We start from the raw sequence: 16,537 nt of genomic DNA on the forward strand, positions 1-16,537 counted from the left end.
GATGGCAACCATCAAGATCACCCAGATCGGATCGCCGATTCGCCGCAAGGCCGACCAGCGCGCAACGCTGATCGGCCTCGGCCTCAACAAGATGCACAAGACCAGCGAACTCGAGGACAGCCCCGAGGTTCGTGGGATGATCCGCAAGGTCTCCCACATGTTGAGCGTCGAGAAGTAAAGTCCTCTCTCCCTGCGGGGAGAGATCGGGTTATGGGGAAAGGGCTGGTGTAATGCCGGCCCTTTCGCTATTCGCCCACATCTTCCCCGACAGGGGGGCCCCATCAGCGCGACAAAAGCGAAAGCGAGTGCACGACATGAAATTGAACGAAATCCGCGATAACGACGGTGCCCGTAAATCCCGCATGCGGGTCGGCCGTGGTATCGGTTCCGGCAAGGGCAAGACCGCAGGCCGTGGTCACAAGGGTCAGAAGAGCCGTGAAGGCGTTTCGATCGCCGGCTTCGAGGGCGGCCAGATGCCGCTGCACATGCGTTTGCCTAAGCGCGGTTTCAACAACATCTTCGCCAGCGACTTTGCTGTCGTGAACCTCGGTGTGATCCAGAAGCTGATCGATGCCGGTACGATCGAAGCTGGCGCGACGCTTGATCACGCCGCCTTGAAGGCTGTTGGCGTTGCCCGTGGCGGCAAGGATGGCGTGCGCTTGCTCGGCAAGGGCGAGTTCTCGGCCAAGCTGAGCTTCACCGTCGCCGGCGCGTCGAAGGGCGCGATCGAGATGGTCGAGAAGGCTGGCGGCACGGTCAACGTGATCCACGTCGTGCCTGCCGCTGAGAAGGCTGCCGCCAAGAAGGGCGTCAAGTATCAGGAGCGCAAGGCACACAAGGCCTCGTTCAAGGCGTAAAGTCCGCCGCGGCGCCGACAGGCGCTAGGCAAGACCGCTTGCATGACTATATGGGCGGCGGGGGCGTAGAAACGTTTCCCGCCGCTTTTTGTTTCCGGGACGATAACGATAATGGCATCAGCAGCCGATTCCATGGCCCAGGGCCTCAGCCTGTCGAAGTTCGCGCAGGCGACCGATCTCAAGAAGCGCTTGTGGTTCACCATCGGTGTGCTGATCGTGTTCCGGATGCTCTCTTATGTGCCGTTGCCGGGTGTCGATCCGACCGCGCTGGGGCTACTCAGCCAGCAGACGCAGGGCGGCGTGCTCGACTTCTTCAATGCCTTCTCGGGCGGCTCGCTCAGCCGCATGTCGCTGACGGCGCTGGGCGTGATGCCGTATATCACTGCCTCGATCGTGGTGCAGCTCGCCACTTCGCTGTCGCCGACGCTGGCCGCGATCAAGAAGGACGGCGAGAGCGGGCGCAAGCGGCTTAACCAGTATACGCGCTACGGCACGGTCGCGCTGACCGCGGTGCAGGGCTATTTCATCGCGGTCGGCCTGGAAGCGCTCGGCGCCAGCCAGGGCGTGCAGGCGATCGTCGAGCCGGGCATGATGTTTCGCGTTGGCGCGGTCATTTCACTCATTGGCGGCACGATGTTCCTGATGTGGCTGGGCGAGCAGATCACTGCACGCGGCATCGGCAACGGCATGTCGCTGATCATCATGGCAGGCATCGTCGCCAGCCTCCCGACGACGCTGTACAATCTGTTCGAAGGCGGTCGCTCGGGCTCGCTAGACGCGGTCAAGATGTTCGGCATCATTGTTGCCGTGGTCGGCTTGATTCTGTTCATCTGCTTCATGGAGCGCGCACAGCGCCGCATCCTGATCCAGTATCCCAAGCGCCAGACGCAGCGTGGCATGCAGGCGGATCGCAGCCATCTGCCGCTCAAGATCAACACGGCTGGCGTAATCCCGCCAATCTTCGCTTCATCGCTGTTGCTGATGCCGCTGACGATCAGCCAGTTTGCCGGGCAGCGCGTGGCGGGCGAGAGCCAGTGGGGTGATTTCATTATCACGCTCAACCAGTACCTCCAGCATGGTTCACCGGTCTACATGGCGCTGTATGGCGCGGGGATCATCTTCTTCTCGTTCTTCTACACCGCCGTGGTGTTCAATCCGGAAGAGACGGCGGATAATCTCAAGCGTTATGGCGGGTTCGTGCCCGGCATCCGCCCGGGCAAGAATACCGAGACCTATTTCGATTACGTGCTGACGCGGATCACGGTGATCGGCGCGGGCTATCTGACGATCATCTGCCTGTTGCCCGAATATCTCGTTTCAGCACTATCGATCCCGTTCTATCTCGGCGGGACTAGTTTGCTCATCGTGGTCAACGTAACGATGGATACGGTGACGCAGATTCAGTCGCACTTGCTGGCGCACCAGTATGGCGATCTGATCAAGAAGGCGAAGCTGAAGGGTGGTCGGCTCCGCTAAGCGGCGGTCGGCGCGCTATCGGCAGACGAGGGGATTGCAGGCGTGAATATCATTCTCTTGGGCCCGCCGGGCGCCGGCAAGGGCACCCAGGCAGGCCGTCTGATGACTACGCACGGCCTGGTCCAGCTATCGACCGGTGACATGCTGCGTGCCGCAGTCAAGGCCGGCACGCCGACCGGGCTACAGGCCAAGTCGGTGATGGAATCAGGCGGTCTGGTGTCGGATGATATCGTCTCCGGCATTATCGGCGAACGCCTCGACGAAGCTGATACTGCCAATGGCGTGATTTTCGATGGTTACCCGCGCACAGCGGCGCAGGCCGAGCAACTGGATGCATTGCTTGATGCGCGCGGGCGCACGCTGGATTTCGTGATTGAGCTGGAAGTTGATGAGGATGCGCTCGTGGAGCGGATCGTCGGGCGATACACCTGCGCGCATTGCGGCACGGGCTATCACGATGCCTTTGCCAAGCCGAAGGTCGCCGGCGTTTGCGACAAATGCGCCTCCACCGAGTTCAAGCGCCGCCCTGATGATAACGAGGAAACCGTGCGCACGCGGATGGAGGAATATCGCGCTAAAACGGCGCCGATCCTACCGATCTACGACGCCCGCGGCCTGGTTCATCGTGTCGATGGCATGGCCGATATCGATCATGTGACGCACTCGATCGAGGCGATCCTGCAGCAGCGCTGACGCGCGTCGGAGCCGCACATGGACGCTCTGACCCTGTTCGGCCTGTTTGCCGTTACCTTCATGCTCGTTTGCTACATGAAGGAGGAGGACAGCCATTGGTGGACGCTGGCGTTTGCCGTGGGCTGCGTAATGGGATCGGCCTACGGCTTTCTGCAAGGAGCCTGGCCGTTCGGATTGGTCGAACTGGCGTGGACCGTCGTCGCATTGCGGCGTTGGTGGCGTATGCCCGGGCGGCGAGCAGGCAGGGCGTAGTCGCTACCCGCTGGTGTCACCGCGCGGCGGAACGAGCCCCGGACTGGGTTGACAGGGCAGGGGGCGATGCTTACTGGACGCTCTTCCAAACCTCTGGTCACGGCGGCGCTTGTTGGCGTACGCCGCGTTCGTGCGTTAGGAATTGTCGCAACGCTATGAGATGGGGTGGCTGCCATGCCGCCTCGTGGAGCAGGAGAAACTAGTTCATGGCTCGTATTGCAGGGGTTAATATCCCGACCAACAAGCGCGTTGTTATCGCGCTGACCTATATCCACGGCATCGGCAGCACGCACGCCAAGGCGATCGTGTCCAAGCTCGGCATTGCCGAGGAGCGCCGCGTGCAAGATCTGACCGATCAGGAAGTGCTGCAGATTCGCGAGACGATTGACGCCGATTACACGGTGGAAGGCGATCTGCGCCGCGAAGTATCGATGAACATCAAGCGTTTGATGGATCTCGCTTGCTATCGTGGCCTGCGTCACCGCAAGGGCCTGCCGGTCCGCGGCCAGCGCACGCACACCAACGCCCGCACCCGCAAGGGCAAGGCCAAGCCGATCGCCGGCAAGAAGAAATAAGCTCGCAGCCGTTCGCCTGGGAGTTCTCTCAGGCGCGCGGCGCGCTTATTTGATTCAAGGATTTAGGAATAAAAATGGCACGTGAACCAGCACGCATCAAGCGGCGCGAACGCAAGAACATCACCTCGGGCGTCGCCCATGTGAACGCAAGCTTCAACAATACCATGATCACGATCACCGATGCCCAGGGCAACGCGATCTCGTGGTCTTCGGCAGGTGCGATGGGCTTCAAGGGATCGCGCAAGTCGACCCCGTATGCCGCGCAGGTCGCTGCGGAAGACGCCGGCAAGAAGGCGGCCGAACACGGCGTTCGCACGCTGGAAGTAGAAGTGAAGGGCCCAGGTTCGGGCCGCGAATCGGCGCTCCGGGCGTTGCAGGCGGTTGGTTTTCAGATCACCTCGATCCGCGACGTGACCTCGATCCCACACAACGGCGTACGCCCGTCCAAACGCCGCCGCGTCTGACCTACCGTTCGGCGGCGCGCGATTGATCACGCAGCGCCGCCGATTCTCTCATGGCTCGTGCCGTCTGTCGCACGCAGTCCAAAACCAAGGGGAAGCCCATGTCCGTCAATGCGAAAAATTGGCAGGAACTCAAGAAGCCCAACGGTCTCGAAAAGAAAGCCGGTTCGGGTGACGGCAAGCGCAAGGCGACCTTTATTGCCGAGCCGCTGGAGCGTGGCTTCGGCCTGACGCTGGGCAACGCGCTGCGCCGTGTGTTGCTGTCATCGCTGCAGGGTGCGGCGGTGACCTCGATCAAGATCGAGAACGTGCTGCACGAATTCTCGTCGCTCGCCGGCGTGCGTGAAGACGTTACCGATATCGTGCTCAACGTGAAGCAGATTGCACTCCGTATGCAGGGCGAAGGCCCCAAGCGGCTGCAACTGTCGGCCACCGGGCCGGCGACGGTCACCGCCGGCGACATCGCCGTATCGGGCGACATCGAAGTGCTCAACCCAACGCTGGTGATCTGCCATCTCGATGACGGCGCGACGCTGAACATGGAGCTGACCGCGGATGTCGGAAAGGGCTATGTCGCCGCCGTTGGCAATCGGCCGGCCGATGCGCCGATCGGCCTGATCCCGATCGATGCGCTGTACTCACCGGTCAAGCAGGTGAGCTACAAGGTCGAGAATACGCGCGTCGGGCAGGAGCTCGATTATGATAAGCTGACGCTGACGATCGAGACCGACGGCACCATCACGCCGGAGGACGCGGTGGGCTATGCCGGGCGGATCCTGCAGGATCAGCTGGCACTGTTCGTACAGTTCGAAGATTCGCTGGTCACGCGTTCGGCGCCGATCGGCCAGGCGGCGCCTGCCGCTGCCGGTGACGCGGGTGGTGATACGCAGCAGATCAATCGCTATCTGCTCAAGAAGGTCGACGAGCTCGAACTGTCGGTGCGCAGCGCCAATTGCCTCAAGAACGACAACATCATTTATATCGGTGATCTGGTCCAGAAGACCGAAGCCGAAATGCTGCGCACGCCGAATTTCGGGCGCAAGTCGTTGAACGAGATCAAGGAAGTGCTGTCGTCGATGGGGCTGCGGCTGGGCATGGAAATCCCCGGCTGGCCGCCCGAGAATATCGAAGAAATGGCCAAGAAGCTCGAACAGGAGATTATGGGCTAACTGCACAGAATTAGCGTGAGCTAAGCCTGAGACAGTGAGAGCCCATCTGTCCCACGTGATCGGCGATAGTTTGCCGCGGCGCTTGGAAATCTTGGAAGAGGCCGCCCTGCGAGGGGCGGCCTCTTTTGCATTGCGGTCGAGCCAGCAGCCTTTTGACAACGGCCGACCACTGCCCGCCCGATAGACTGTGCTGAGCACGGCTGCGCACGATATGCGGGTCTAATCTCGTCATGTGGTGCTGGCAAAAGGCGCCATGAGTGCCATGCCAAGTTGATCCCGGTAAAAGTTGGCAGAGCATTAGCGCCCTTGGAGCGCCAGCTACCCGCGCTGCGCCAGGGCTCCCACCGCCGTTAAGGCGCTGCCGCCGCGTGATACGAAATCGACTGATCGGGATGTGCCATATCGGCATTTTGTCTGAGCGATGGCGAGACGGCTTCGGGGTTGAAGCGTAGCCCAATTCCCCGGACTCGTTCGACAGCCCCCGGGGCGCCCTGCAGCTGCAATGCCTTACGGGCTTGGGATGCCAAAACGCTGATTAAGTTCCAATGGTGCGGGCATCCGAGCCGAGCTTCGAGATCCGATCGTTCGACAACGGTGCCGGCCGATTCCATCAGCAAGCCAACCAGTTCATGGCACCGGGGCGACATCTTGATTCGCTGTCCGTCAATGCGGACGCCGAGCGAGGGACTGTAAAACAATCTTCCGACCGCGACGGATTTGCCGGTTTCGTAGTCGCATCCGCAATGGGGACAAACCCTATCCATACCGCTGCCTCCATAGCCGTGGTGACATGCGCGGTGCGGGTTGATCGGCAAATGGTCACCAAATGCGCCGCGCGCAGTCAACGGGCAAGATTAAGCAATTAAAATACCCAAAATAATACTTTGCCGCGGCTTTAGGCGCAGCGACACATATCCTGGGGAAGCTCGCCAATTATATCAAACTGGACGTTAGAAGTTGGCATCACGCGTATTCGCGGGAATCTACTTGAGTAAAGAGTATGCTGTCTTGCCATTAATTTGTCAATAACTATGCATTGAGGAACATGCGCTGCGGCGGGGTGGCGCGCATGAAGCAAGCGTGAGGAATTCTGGCAATATTAATGTGACGTTATTTGCGCTTAATTGGGACGGCTTCATATCTCTCGTGCCTGTCTGTGCAAGGCGCGCCTTACCTTTGTTTTGTAAATAACGAACACTTCGTTTTTACTTAAGGCTTCGTTGACTCTAGTCCGGGGGGAAGATATTTGGAGGGTGGCTAGCGAAGGCAATCGGCCTCCGTCGGGCGAATCGTATGAACGAACAGGGAAGGGAAATTCATGAAAAAGCTCCTTGTAGGAACCGCGCTCGCGACTGCATTGCTGTTCTCCGCACAAGCAAACGCGACTGATTTTAACCCGGGCGATCCTGAATTTCAGGTGTTTGGTGACATTACCAATGGCACGGTATCCGCTACGATCGGCAATGCTGGCATTGCTGCAGGCGTGTTTACCGATCGCTTCATTTTCACACTTGATCAGAACGGCACCGGCAGTGGATCGGTGGCAACCAGCGCGTCAATCTTTCAGAGTGTGACCGATCTCGATCTTACGTCGGTAAGCATCAATGGTATCTTTGCGACCAGGATCGCTGACCCGATGGGCCTGTCAGAATTTTATAGCCTTGTCGGCGTGCCAATTATCTTTGGCGTTGAAAACATCATTACGGTTTCAGGTGTTTCTCGGGGCAATGGATCATATGGCGGCAACCTGACTTTTGAGCCAGGTGCTATTCCTGAAGCCAGCACGTGGGCGATGATGATCATCGGCTTTGGCATGACGGGGGCAGCAATGCGCTACCGCCGGCGCCGCAGCGTTGTGAAATATGCCTTGTAATTAAGAGATGGATAGAAGGGGCCGCCGCGTATCTCGCGGCGGCCCCTTTTTTTATTCGCTGTTCGGCGGCTGCATGTTGTGGGTTGATGCTGACGGTCGCAATTGACGTCGCAACCCGGGACCGTACTGCCAGTGCTACGCGGCACGACATTATGCGCTGCCGGTCTTCTTGATCAACGCGCGCGCGCGGGCGCCGCTGCACCGAGCTTGACTTTGGCCGCTGACTCGGGTTTGAGCACGGCTCGGTTTTTGGCGATGTCCGTTAACATCGCCTGGTCTGGGGTACCTGAGGGCGTCCATCAAAGTAATTCTTTGATGGAGCCTGTTCACGGCCCCCTAACGAACGATAGGAAATACCATGCGCCATCGCGTAGGCGGCCGTAAGCTTCAGCGTACCTCGGCCCACCGCATTGCCCTGTTCCGCAATATGTCGGCAGCGCTGATCAAGCACGAGCAGATCACCACCACCGTCGCCAAGGCGAAGGAACTGCGCCCGTATATCGAAAAGCTCATCACGCTGGCCAAGAAGGGCGGTCTCAGTAACCGTCGCCTGGCGCATGCGCGGCTGCTCGATGATGCGCAGCTGATCAAGCTGTTCGACGTGCTGGCCGATCGCTATGCCACGCGCAACGGCGGCTATACCCGCGTGATCAAGGCCGGTATCCGGCTGTCCGACGCGTCGCCGATGGCGATCATCGAGTTCGTCGATCGCGACGTCTCGGCCAAGGGGCAGGATTCGGGCCCGCTGATGAACGAGGACGAATACGAGGACGCGTAAGCGTCTCCGCTACCTCGGAAGGGTTTCAAAAGGAGTCGCGCTCGTTATGAGTGCGGCTCCTTTTGCATGTCTGGAGTGTTAGATGCGCCGCGCCCTTCCGTTGATCGCCCTGATATCCGTCTCGGCGCCAGCATTTTCCCAGACCAAGGCCCTCCCCATGAAATATCCCGAAACCCGCAAGGTGGCGCAGGTCGACGCGCAGTTCGGCGTCCCCGTCGCCGATCCGTATCGCTGGCTCGAGAATGACGTGCGTAGCGACACGGAGGTTGCCGCCTGGGTCGAGGCGGAGAATGCCGTGACCAACGCCTATCTGGCGACGCTGCCGGGGCGCGACGTGTTCAAGGCGCGACTGAAGCAGTTACTCGATTACGAGCGCTTCGGGCTGCCGGTGCACAAGGGCGCTCACTATTTCTACAGCCGCAACAGCGGGCTGCAGAACCAGGCGGTGCTTTACGTGCGCGATTCCCTGGATGGTGAGGGGCGCGTGCTGATCGATCCCAATGGCTGGTCCAAGGACGGCGCTACGGCATTGGCCGAATGGGTGCCGTCCGAGGATGGATCCAAGGTGCTGTACACGGTGCAGGACGGCGGCACCGACTGGCGCACGGTGAAGGTGCTCGATGTCGCCACGGGGCAGGCGACGGCGGACACGATCGAATGGGTCAAGTTCAGCAACCTCGCCTGGGCGAAGGACGGCAGCGGCTTCTATTATTCGCGTTTTGCCGCGCCGGCGGAGGGCGCGAAGTTCCAGGCGTTGAACGAGAACCAGCAGGTCTATTTCCACAAGCTCGGCACGGCGCAAAGCGCGGACCGGCTGATCTATGCGACGCCGGCAACCCCCAAGCGCGGCCACATGGTGGAGGTTACCGATGACGGCAAATGGCTGGTCATCACCTCGACCGAGGGCACCGACAATCGCTACGAGATCACCGTGATCGATCTGACCGCACCGACGCCGACGCCGCGCACGATCGTCAAGGGGCTGGAGAATGAATGGTCGCTGGCGGGCAATGTCGGGGGCAATTTTTACTGGGCGACCAACAAAGATGCGCCGCGGCTGAAGATCGTGGCGATGAACCTGTATGCGCGCTCGGCCACGCCGCCGATCGCTGAGATCGTGCCGGAGGATCCCAAGGGGGCGGTGCTGGAAGGCGCGCGGATCGTCGGCGGGAAGCTGATCGTGGAATATCTCGCCGACGTGAAGAGCGAAGTGCGGCGCTATGCGCTGGACGGCAAGCCCGACGGCACGGTGCCGCTGCCGGGGATTGGCAGCGTCGGCGGCTTCGGCGGCGATATCGACAAAACCGAAACGTTCTATAGCTTCACCAGCTTCGCCACGCCGGCGACGATCTATCGTTATGACGTCGCCACGGGCAAGAGCACGCCCTGGGCGGTGCCCAAGGTGGCGTTCGATCCCGCTGCGTACGATGTGGCGCAGCGTTTCTATGCCTCGAAGGACGGCACCAAGGTGCCGATGTTCGTGGTCAAGCGCAGGGACGTTACCGGGCCGGCGCCGACATTGCTCTATGCCTATGGCGGGTTCAACATCTCGGTGACGCCGAGCTTCTCGGCGACGCGGCTCGCCTGGCTCGAACAGGGCGGGGTGCTGGCGGTGGCCAATATCCGCGGCGGCGGCGAGTACGGCAAGGCGTGGCATGACGGCGGGCGGCTGGCCAACAAGCAGAACGTGTTCGACGATTTCATCGCCGCGGGGGAATATCTCAAGCATGAGGGGGTCACCTCGCAGGATGGGCTCGCCATCCAGGGCGGCTCGAACGGCGGTCTGCTGGTCGGCGCGGTGACTAACCAGCGGCCGGATCTGTTCGCGGCGGCATTGCCCGCGGTGGGCGTGATGGACATGCTGCGCTTCGATCGCTTTACCGCCGGGCGCTATTGGGTCGATGATTATGGCTATCCCTCGAAGGAAGCCGATTTCCGCACGCTGTATCAATACTCGCCGTATCACAATGTGAAGAGCGGCAAGGTGTATCCGGCGATCCTGGTGGCGACGGCAGATACCGATGACCGCGTCGTGCCCGGCCATTCGTTCAAATATACCGCCGCGCTGCAGGCGGCCGATATCGGCGACAAGCCCCATCTGGCGCGGATCGAGACGCGCGCCGGGCATGGCAGCGGCAAGCCGACCGATAAGGTGATCGAGGAAGCGGCGGACAACTGGGCGTTCGCGGCAAAGTGGACGGGGTTGACGGTCAAGTCAGTTCAGTAGGCGTAATGCGCCGCCTTGTCGCTTGACCAGTAAGCGGCGAGGCGGCAGCTTCTGGCCCTACGAATCTTTTGGGGCCGTACGAAGACAAGCGGGATGCTGTTGGCCGTAGTGGCGCTGACGTCTTCGGGCGCTGGCTTGGCGCAAATGCGGCCCGACGCAATCAACCTCTCGGCAAAATCCGACCATGGTGCGGTGCTCATCCGCATACGTCATGAAAGTGGCGCCGGCGACAACAAGCTATACCTACATGGCGCGCACGCTGGCGCGAGGGCGCTACCGCCTCGACAATGTCTGGCAGCAGGGCGCGTGGACGGCATGCTTGGAGCAGGGAACGTGCGGGCTCTCGGTTGCGCCAGGCAAGATCGCTTATCTCGGGACATTCGAGGTGGACGGCGTGCTGCGCGTGATCCAGTCCCAGGCGATCGTGCGCGACAGGACGGTGATGCGCAGCACCGATTACACGCAGGGGCAAGTCAAGGTCGCCGACGACATGGTCACCGGACGCGACCTTGCTGGCATGAAAGACGCGCGTCGCTTTGCCCAAGAGAGTATGGGTGGCGGGGGCGCCTTTGTCACGTTGGCGGACGTGAGCGGCGTTAGCTTCTCGACGTCGGCCTTTGGCAAGGCAATCAAGATATGCGGATAGCACGCATGCAAGCGCTCGCCTTCCGACAGCCGTCGGTCTTGGCATCCCCTTCATCGTGCCAGAACCTACCTATTTTGGCTGATCGCGAAAGCATTGCACCGGTGTGAGACGGTCCAGTAGGACGCTCCAATGATCAAGGATCCTGCGCCCGCCCTATGACACACACCGCACAGACGCTCGACGCGCTTGGCTGGCGCGCGCAGTTCGCCGCGCAAGTAACGGCGGCGGAGGCCGGGCGCGTGGTGCCGGTGCGGGTGATGGCGGTGCATCGCGGGCAGATCGCGGTGGCGGGCGCGGGGGCGGATTGGCTGGTGTCGCCGTATATCGCCGGCGCGCTGCCCGGCGATGATCACCCGACGGTGGGCGACTGGCTGTTGCTCGATGCCGAGACGGTGCAGCCGATCCGCGTGCTGGCGCGGACGAGCCTGTTCACGCGGCGCGCGCCGGGCGATCCGACCAAGGAGCAGATGATCGCCGCCAATGTCGATACGGTGTTCGTCGTCGCCTCGTGCAACCAGGATTTCAGCGTGGCGCGGCTGGAACGCTATATCGTGCTGGCGCGCGAGGCGGGGGTGCCGGCGGTGGTGGTGCTGACCAAGACCGACCTGACCGACACGCCCGAGACGTTCGCCGCGGCGGCGCGCGCAATCGAGCCGGGGCTGCGCGTCGAGCTGGTGAACGGGCGGGATGCTTCGGATGTGGCGCGGCTCGCCGGCTGGTGCGGCGTGGGGCAGACGGTGGCGTTCCTTGGCTCGTCGGGCGTGGGAAAATCGACGTTGGTCAACACGCTGCAGGGATCGGACCGTATCGCCACGCAGGCGATCCGCGCGGCGGACGATACCGGGCGGCACACCACCACGGTGCGGCAAATGCACCGGCTGGCGGGTGGCGGGTGGCTGCTCGATCTGCCCGGAATGCGCGAACTGCAGCTGGCCGAGGCGGCGACGGGGATCGCCGAGATTTTCGACGATTTCACCGCGGCCGCCGAGGAGTGCCGCTTTTCGGATTGTTCGCATGGCGTGGAACCGGGCTGCGCAGTGCAGGCGGGGATCGCGGCTGGGACTCTCGACGCGGAGCGGTTTACGCGCTGGCGCAAGCTTGTGGCGGGGGCGGCGGCGACGCCGGGGCGGGCGGGGAAGCGGCGCGGGCGGTAACGGCCGGCAGTAGGAGCTGGGCCCCCGGGGCGGCGGTAGGCATTGGCGGCGAAGCGTGGGACTGGCGTCGCTGGCCAAGCCTCGTTATCTGGCCGCATGAACCAGCATCCCGATTCCATTCTCATCGTCGATTTCGGCAGCCAGGTGACGCAGCTCATCGCGCGGCGCGTGCGCGAGGCAGGGGTGTATAGCGAGATCGCACCGTTCACTACGGCCGATGCCGCGTTTGCGCGAATGGCCCCGAAAGGGGTGATCCTGTCGGGTAGCCCGGCCTCGGTGCTTGATGAGGGATCCCCGCGCATTCCTCAGGTGATCCTGGATAGCGGGGTGCCGATCATGGGCATCTGTTATGGCCAGCAGGTGCTGATGCATCAATTGGGCGGCTCCGTGATCCTCGGCGAGAGCGGCGAATTCGGCCATGCGGTGATCAAAGTGACCGGCGAGTGCGCGCTGTTCGATGGCGTGTGGGCGCCGGGCGAAAGCCATACGGTGTGGATGAGCCATGGTGACAAGGTGACCGCGCTGGCGCCTGGGTTCCGCCCGGTGGCCGTCTCGCCCGGCTCGCCGATCGCGGTGGTGGCGGACGAGGCGCGGAAATATTACGCCACGCAATTCCATATGGAAGTGGCGCACACGCCCGATGGCGCCAAGCTGATCGCCAATTTCGCGCGGCACGTGTGCGGGCTGACGGGCGACTGGACGATGGCCGAATTTCGCGCCGCCAAGATCGCCGAAATCCGCGCGCAGGTCGGCTCGGGCCGGGTGATCTGCGGGCTGTCGGGCGGGGTCGATTCATCGGTTGCCGCGGTGCTGATCCACGAGGCGATCGGCGAGCAGCTGACATGCGTGTATGTCGATCACGGGTTGATGCGCGCCGGCGAGAGCGAGCAGGTCGTGACGCTGTTCCGCAACGCCTATAATATCCCCTTGGTGCACGTGAATGCCGAGGCGACGTTCCTCGCCGGGCTGGCCGGGGTCACCGATCCCGAGGCCAAGCGCAAGTTCATCGGCGCGGCGTTCATCGATATCTTCGAGGCCGAGGCGAAGAAGGTCGGCGGCGCGGAGTTCCTGGCGCAGGGCACGCTGTATCCCGATGTGATCGAGAGCGTGAGCTTTACCGGCGGGCCATCGGTGACGATCAAGAGCCATCACAATGTCGGCGGGCTGCCCGAGCGCATGAACATGCAGCTGGTCGAGCCGTTGCGCGAATTGTTCAAGGACGAGGTGCGTGCGCTGGGCGTGGAACTGGGGCTGCCGCCGGCATTCGTCGGGCGGCATCCGTTCCCGGGCCCGGGCCTGGCCATCCGCATTCCCGGCGAAGTGACCAAGGAACGCTGCGACATCCTGCGCAAGGCGGATGCGATCTATCTCGAGGAGATCCGTGCCGCCGGGCTATACGACACCATCTGGCAGGCGTTCGCGGTGTTGCTGCCGGTACGCAGCGTGGGCGTGATGGGCGACGGGCGGACCTATGACAATGTGCTGGCGCTGCGCGCGGTTACCTCGACCGACGGCATGACCGCGCAGGCCTTCCAGTTCCCCGGCGATTTCCTGCCGCGCGTGGCGACGCGGATCGTCAACGAGGTGAAGGGCATCAACCGCGTGACCTACGACTATACCTCAAAGCCGCCCGGCACGATCGAATGGGAGTGAGCAAGACTCGCGATCCTGCGGGGCAGGATCGCGGTTTGATCACTCGGCGGCCATAAGGCCGCCGCGCCACAGGCGCCGGCTGACCGCGCGAAAATGCCCGACGAATATCGCGGGCGCAACGGACCTTTGCGCGTCGCCTGACCGTTGAGGGGAGAATTCCTGGCCGTGTGGCCGGGCCTCCACCAACATCAGGTACCCCCATGCAGATCCAGGCCATTCTCTTCGACATCGACGGTACGCTGGTCGACAGCAACGATATGCACGTGCTGGCGTGGGAGGAAGCGTTTGCCGGGATCGGCGCGTCGTTTGACCGGCAGGTGGTGCATGACCAAATCGGCAAGGGCACCGATATGCTCGTGCCGACCCTGCTACCCGAACTGGACGGGGACGCGCAGGAGCAATTGGGCGAGGCGCATGGCGCGGTGTTCAAGGCCAAATATCTTGCCACCGCCAAGCCGTTTCCGGGCGCGCACGACTTGCTCGCGCACACCCATGCGCGGGGTCAGAAAGTGGTACTTGCCTCGTCCGCCTCGGGCGGGGAACTGGACCATTATCTCGATCTGCTCGGCGCGCGCGATCTGGTGTCGGCAACGACGAGCAGTGACGATGTTCAGCGGACGAAACCCGCTCCGGATATTTTCGCGACCGCGCTGGGCAAGCTTGACGGCATAACGGCGGACGCGGTGATCGTGGTTGGCGATACGCCGTACGACATCGAGGCGGCGCAGAAATGCGGCATCGCCACGGTAGCGCTGCGCTCGGGCGGGTTTTCCGATACCGCGCTGCAGGCGGCGGGGGCGATCGCGATCTATGACGATGCCGCGGCGTTGCTCGCGGGCTATGGCGACTCCCCGCTGGGGCGCTGAGCGGTGCCGCGCGACTTGACGCTGCGCGCACTGAGCGAGGACCCGCCGCGGGACGAATGCGCACCGGCCGAGACGCTGGCGCGGGCCATTCCCAGCCACGGCGTGAACCTCAACGCGATCCTCTATACCGCGGCGGGGGCGGGGCCGCATCCGACGGTGCTGCTGCTCCACGGGCTGCCCGGTAATGAGCAGAATGTCGATCTGGCGCAGAGCCTGCGGCGATTTGGGTGGAACGTGCTGACGCTGCATTACCGCGGCTCATGGGGCGGGCCGGGTGCGTTCAGCTTCGCCCATTGCGTGGAGGATGCGGCGGCGGGGGGGGGGGGGGGGGGATTGTGCTCCCCCCCCCCGCCGCCGATCGGGTCGATCCGGACCGTATCGCGGTGATTGGACATAGCATGGGTGGATTTGTCGCCGCGGAACTGTGCGCGGCGCGGCCTGAGATGCGCGGCGCTGCATTGCTATCAGGGGTCGATCTCGGGCACGCGTTTGGTTGTGACAATACGGCGACATCGGTGGCGCGGGTCGACGAGAATGTCGGGACTAGCGCGGGGTTGCACATTCTTGATGGCACGTCGCCGCAAGCGCTCGCCGATGAAGCACGCGACAATGCCGGACGTTGGCATCTTGCCGATCGCGCGGAGCGGCTGGCGGGCCGGCCCTTGCTGATCGTGACGTCGGACGACGGTTTCGCCGGCGCGGGAGCGGCGCTGGCGGCAGCGGTCGGCGTGATCAATGCCGCGCGCCTGACCACGACCCATTTTGCCGCTGACCACAGCTTCTCGGATTGCCGCATCGCCCTGCAGGCAGCCGTGCTCGACTGGTTAAGCGGCGATGTCGCGCAATGACATAGATCAATTAATTTGCACATTAATGGAACCTACGCTGGGCCTGCACCGTTGGGCTTGCGAGGTGTATATCAATGGAATTTCATTTAGCCCGGGGTGTGCCCATCGTGGCCCTTAGGCAGCCCAAGTGCATCCTCTTGGTCGAAGATGAACTCCTGATCCGCATTCTGGTGAGTGATTCGTTGCGCGACGAAGGTTATGAGGTCGTCGAAGCGTTTAACGGCGACGAGGCGGTCGAAATCCTCACTGCGGGTAAGGCGGTCGACCTGGTATTCAGCGATGTTCGGATGCCGGGCGGCACCGATGGGCTGGGGTTGCTGAAATTCGTCAAAGCGCGTTTTCCCGATCTGCCGGTAATCCTCACCTCGGGCCACCTCGATCCACGGCACGCGTCGATGGCCGGGGCAGTTGCCTTTCTAGGCAAGCCATACCGCATCGATGAGGCGTTAGAAGCCGTCGCCTGCGAAGTGGCCAAGCTGCAGTGACCGAGCAAGATCCAGCTGCAAAGCCCGGCGCAATCCTGATCGTCGACGGCGATATCCTTTCCAGGCACGCGATTGCCGATTTCCTGCGCCGTTGCGGGCATGGTGTGGTGGAGGCGGTCAACACCGATGAGGCCTTTATTGCGTTGGGCGATGCGTCCCTCGCGGTCGACGTGATCCTTTGCGATATCGCCGCCATCGGCACGCGGTCGGGCTTCGAATTGGCAAGTTGGGTCCGGCGTAACCGTCCCGAACTCGAAGTGCGGTTGGCGGGTAGCTTGGCGGGTATTGCCGACAATGCTGCGGCGATCTGCGAAAGCGGGCCGCACCTGGCGCGCCCCTACGAACCCGATGCGGTGGTTGATTATGTCACGCAGTTACGCGCGAAGCGCGATCATGACAGCGCCGTGGCTCGCCAAAGTTCCTGAAAGCTTGCTCGGCTGGCCCGCTCCGCGATAATACTTAACGCGGATCATGCACAATAAATATTGATTTGAATCATGTTAATGGTTGCAGCCTAGTTAGGG

19 protein-coding genes are annotated in these 16,537 nt (G+C 62.4%); all 19 read left to right on the forward strand.

Going from position 1 to position 16,537, the window contains the following annotated elements:
- The first annotated feature begins 1 nt into the window (after position 1).
- The 19 genes from rpmD to ABC969_RS13735 all read left to right on the forward strand — a co-directional run bounded on the left by rpmD (position 2) and on the right by ABC969_RS13735 (position 16,438).
- Positions 2 to 178 (forward strand): 50S ribosomal protein L30, encoded by a 177-nt coding sequence (gene rpmD / locus ABC969_RS13645; protein ID WP_261292492.1) that lies wholly within the window; start codon positions 2 to 4, stop codon positions 176 to 178.
- Positions 179 to 314: 136 nt separating this feature from the next.
- The gene (rplO, locus tag ABC969_RS13650) at positions 315 to 857 is read left to right on the forward strand and encodes a 50S ribosomal protein L15 (protein ID WP_345865863.1); all 543 of its coding nucleotides are present in this window, start codon (positions 315 to 317) and stop codon (positions 855 to 857) included.
- A 111-nt stretch (positions 858 to 968) separates the two neighbouring features.
- Positions 969 to 2,333 (forward strand): preprotein translocase subunit SecY, encoded by a 1,365-nt coding sequence (gene secY / locus ABC969_RS13655; RefSeq protein ID WP_345865627.1) that lies wholly within the window; start codon positions 969 to 971, stop codon positions 2,331 to 2,333.
- Between the two features lie 42 nt (positions 2,334 to 2,375).
- Positions 2,376 to 3,026 carry an adenylate kinase gene (locus ABC969_RS13660; protein WP_345865628.1) on the forward strand — a complete coding sequence of 217 codons (651 nt, stop codon included), beginning with the start codon at positions 2,376 to 2,378 and terminating at the stop codon, positions 3,024 to 3,026.
- 18 nt (positions 3,027 to 3,044) lie between these two features.
- Positions 3,045 to 3,278, forward strand: coding sequence for a hypothetical protein (locus ABC969_RS13665; protein ID WP_345865630.1), 234 nt, complete (start codon positions 3,045 to 3,047; stop codon positions 3,276 to 3,278).
- A gap of 206 nt (positions 3,279 to 3,484) precedes the next feature.
- Complete coding sequence (rpsM, locus tag ABC969_RS13670) at positions 3,485 to 3,853, forward strand: 30S ribosomal protein S13 (RefSeq protein WP_345865632.1); 369 nt, start codon at positions 3,485 to 3,487, stop codon at positions 3,851 to 3,853.
- A 74-nt stretch (positions 3,854 to 3,927) separates the two neighbouring features.
- The gene (rpsK, locus tag ABC969_RS13675) at positions 3,928 to 4,317 is read left to right on the forward strand and encodes a 30S ribosomal protein S11 (RefSeq protein WP_260598070.1); all 390 of its coding nucleotides are present in this window, start codon (positions 3,928 to 3,930) and stop codon (positions 4,315 to 4,317) included.
- A gap of 98 nt (positions 4,318 to 4,415) precedes the next feature.
- Positions 4,416 to 5,483, forward strand: a complete 1,068-nt coding sequence (locus tag ABC969_RS13680; RefSeq protein ID WP_345865635.1) for a DNA-directed RNA polymerase subunit alpha — start codon at positions 4,416 to 4,418, stop codon at positions 5,481 to 5,483.
- A 1,318-nt stretch (positions 5,484 to 6,801) separates the two neighbouring features.
- Positions 6,802 to 7,356: an FxDxF family PEP-CTERM protein gene (locus ABC969_RS13685; protein WP_345865637.1), complete on the forward strand. Its 555-nt coding sequence runs from the start codon at positions 6,802 to 6,804 to the stop codon at positions 7,354 to 7,356.
- Positions 7,357 to 7,714: 358 nt separating this feature from the next.
- Positions 7,715 to 8,134, forward strand: coding sequence for a 50S ribosomal protein L17 (rplQ, locus tag ABC969_RS13690; RefSeq protein ID WP_345865639.1), 420 nt, complete (start codon positions 7,715 to 7,717; stop codon positions 8,132 to 8,134).
- 82 nt (positions 8,135 to 8,216) lie between these two features.
- Entirely contained in the window at positions 8,217 to 10,361 is a 2,145-nt protein-coding gene (locus ABC969_RS13695; RefSeq protein ID WP_345865640.1) for a prolyl oligopeptidase family serine peptidase, read from the forward strand.
- Between the two features lie 211 nt (positions 10,362 to 10,572).
- Positions 10,573 to 11,007 (forward strand): hypothetical protein, encoded by a 435-nt coding sequence (locus ABC969_RS13700; protein WP_345865642.1) that lies wholly within the window; start codon positions 10,573 to 10,575, stop codon positions 11,005 to 11,007.
- Between the two features lie 155 nt (positions 11,008 to 11,162).
- Positions 11,163 to 12,161, forward strand: coding sequence for a ribosome small subunit-dependent GTPase A (gene rsgA, locus ABC969_RS13705; RefSeq protein WP_345865644.1), 999 nt, complete (start codon positions 11,163 to 11,165; stop codon positions 12,159 to 12,161).
- A 96-nt stretch (positions 12,162 to 12,257) separates the two neighbouring features.
- Complete coding sequence (gene guaA, locus ABC969_RS13710; RefSeq protein ID WP_345865645.1) at positions 12,258 to 13,814, forward strand: glutamine-hydrolyzing GMP synthase; 1,557 nt, start codon at positions 12,258 to 12,260, stop codon at positions 13,812 to 13,814.
- 200 nt (positions 13,815 to 14,014) lie between these two features.
- Positions 14,015 to 14,680, forward strand: coding sequence for an HAD family hydrolase (locus ABC969_RS13715; RefSeq protein ID WP_345865646.1), 666 nt, complete (start codon positions 14,015 to 14,017; stop codon positions 14,678 to 14,680).
- A 3-nt stretch (positions 14,681 to 14,683) separates the two neighbouring features.
- A complete protein-coding gene (locus ABC969_RS13720) occupies positions 14,684 to 15,067 on the forward strand; it encodes an alpha/beta hydrolase family protein (protein WP_345865647.1) in 384 nt (127 codons plus the stop codon).
- Positions 15,068 to 15,078: 11 nt separating this feature from the next.
- On the forward strand, positions 15,079 to 15,528 hold the full coding sequence (locus tag ABC969_RS13725) for a hypothetical protein (RefSeq protein WP_345865648.1): 450 nt from the start codon (positions 15,079 to 15,081) through the stop codon (positions 15,526 to 15,528).
- A 74-nt stretch (positions 15,529 to 15,602) separates the two neighbouring features.
- Positions 15,603 to 16,013, forward strand: a complete 411-nt coding sequence (locus ABC969_RS13730) for a response regulator (protein ID WP_345865650.1) — start codon at positions 15,603 to 15,605, stop codon at positions 16,011 to 16,013.
- Positions 16,010 to 16,438, forward strand: coding sequence for a response regulator (locus ABC969_RS13735; protein ID WP_345865652.1), 429 nt, complete (start codon positions 16,010 to 16,012; stop codon positions 16,436 to 16,438). The genes ABC969_RS13730 and ABC969_RS13735 overlap by 4 nt, the downstream gene beginning before the upstream one ends.
- Positions 16,439 to 16,537 lie beyond the last annotated feature (99 nt).

This window comes from Sphingomonas qilianensis (assembly GCF_039614825.1).
GTDB lineage: Bacteria > Pseudomonadota > Alphaproteobacteria > Sphingomonadales > Sphingomonadaceae > Sphingomonas > Sphingomonas qilianensis.

Excerpts from the sequence above, each read along its gene's own strand:
- rpsM (WP_345865632.1), top strand. The coding sequence starts at position 3,485 with ATGGCTCGTATTGCAGGGGTTAATATCCCGACCAACAAGCGCGTTGTT.
- rsgA (WP_345865644.1), top strand. The coding sequence starts at position 11,163 with ATGACACACACCGCACAGACGCTCGACGCGCTTGGCTGGCGCGCGCAG.
- rplQ (WP_345865639.1), top strand. The coding sequence starts at position 7,715 with ATGCGCCATCGCGTAGGCGGCCGTAAGCTTCAGCGTACCTCGGCCCAC.
- rplO (WP_345865863.1), top strand. The coding sequence starts at position 315 with ATGAAATTGAACGAAATCCGCGATAACGACGGTGCCCGTAAATCCCGC.
- ABC969_RS13680 (WP_345865635.1), top strand. The coding sequence starts at position 4,416 with ATGTCCGTCAATGCGAAAAATTGGCAGGAACTCAAGAAGCCCAACGGT.
- ABC969_RS13725 (WP_345865648.1), top strand. The coding sequence starts at position 15,079 with ATGGGTGGATTTGTCGCCGCGGAACTGTGCGCGGCGCGGCCTGAGATG.
- secY (WP_345865627.1), top strand. The coding sequence starts at position 969 with ATGGCATCAGCAGCCGATTCCATGGCCCAGGGCCTCAGCCTGTCGAAG.
- ABC969_RS13695 (WP_345865640.1), top strand. The coding sequence starts at position 8,217 with ATGCGCCGCGCCCTTCCGTTGATCGCCCTGATATCCGTCTCGGCGCCA.
- rpsK (WP_260598070.1), top strand. The coding sequence starts at position 3,928 with ATGGCACGTGAACCAGCACGCATCAAGCGGCGCGAACGCAAGAACATC.
- ABC969_RS13715 (WP_345865646.1), top strand. The coding sequence starts at position 14,015 with ATGCAGATCCAGGCCATTCTCTTCGACATCGACGGTACGCTGGTCGAC.
- ABC969_RS13730 (WP_345865650.1), top strand. The coding sequence starts at position 15,603 with ATGGAATTTCATTTAGCCCGGGGTGTGCCCATCGTGGCCCTTAGGCAG.
- ABC969_RS13685 (WP_345865637.1), top strand. The coding sequence starts at position 6,802 with ATGAAAAAGCTCCTTGTAGGAACCGCGCTCGCGACTGCATTGCTGTTC.
- guaA (WP_345865645.1), top strand. The coding sequence starts at position 12,258 with ATGAACCAGCATCCCGATTCCATTCTCATCGTCGATTTCGGCAGCCAG.
- rpmD (WP_261292492.1), top strand. The coding sequence starts at position 2 with ATGGCAACCATCAAGATCACCCAGATCGGATCGCCGATTCGCCGCAAG.
- ABC969_RS13700 (WP_345865642.1), top strand. The coding sequence starts at position 10,573 with ATGAAAGTGGCGCCGGCGACAACAAGCTATACCTACATGGCGCGCACG.
- ABC969_RS13665 (WP_345865630.1), top strand. The coding sequence starts at position 3,045 with ATGGACGCTCTGACCCTGTTCGGCCTGTTTGCCGTTACCTTCATGCTC.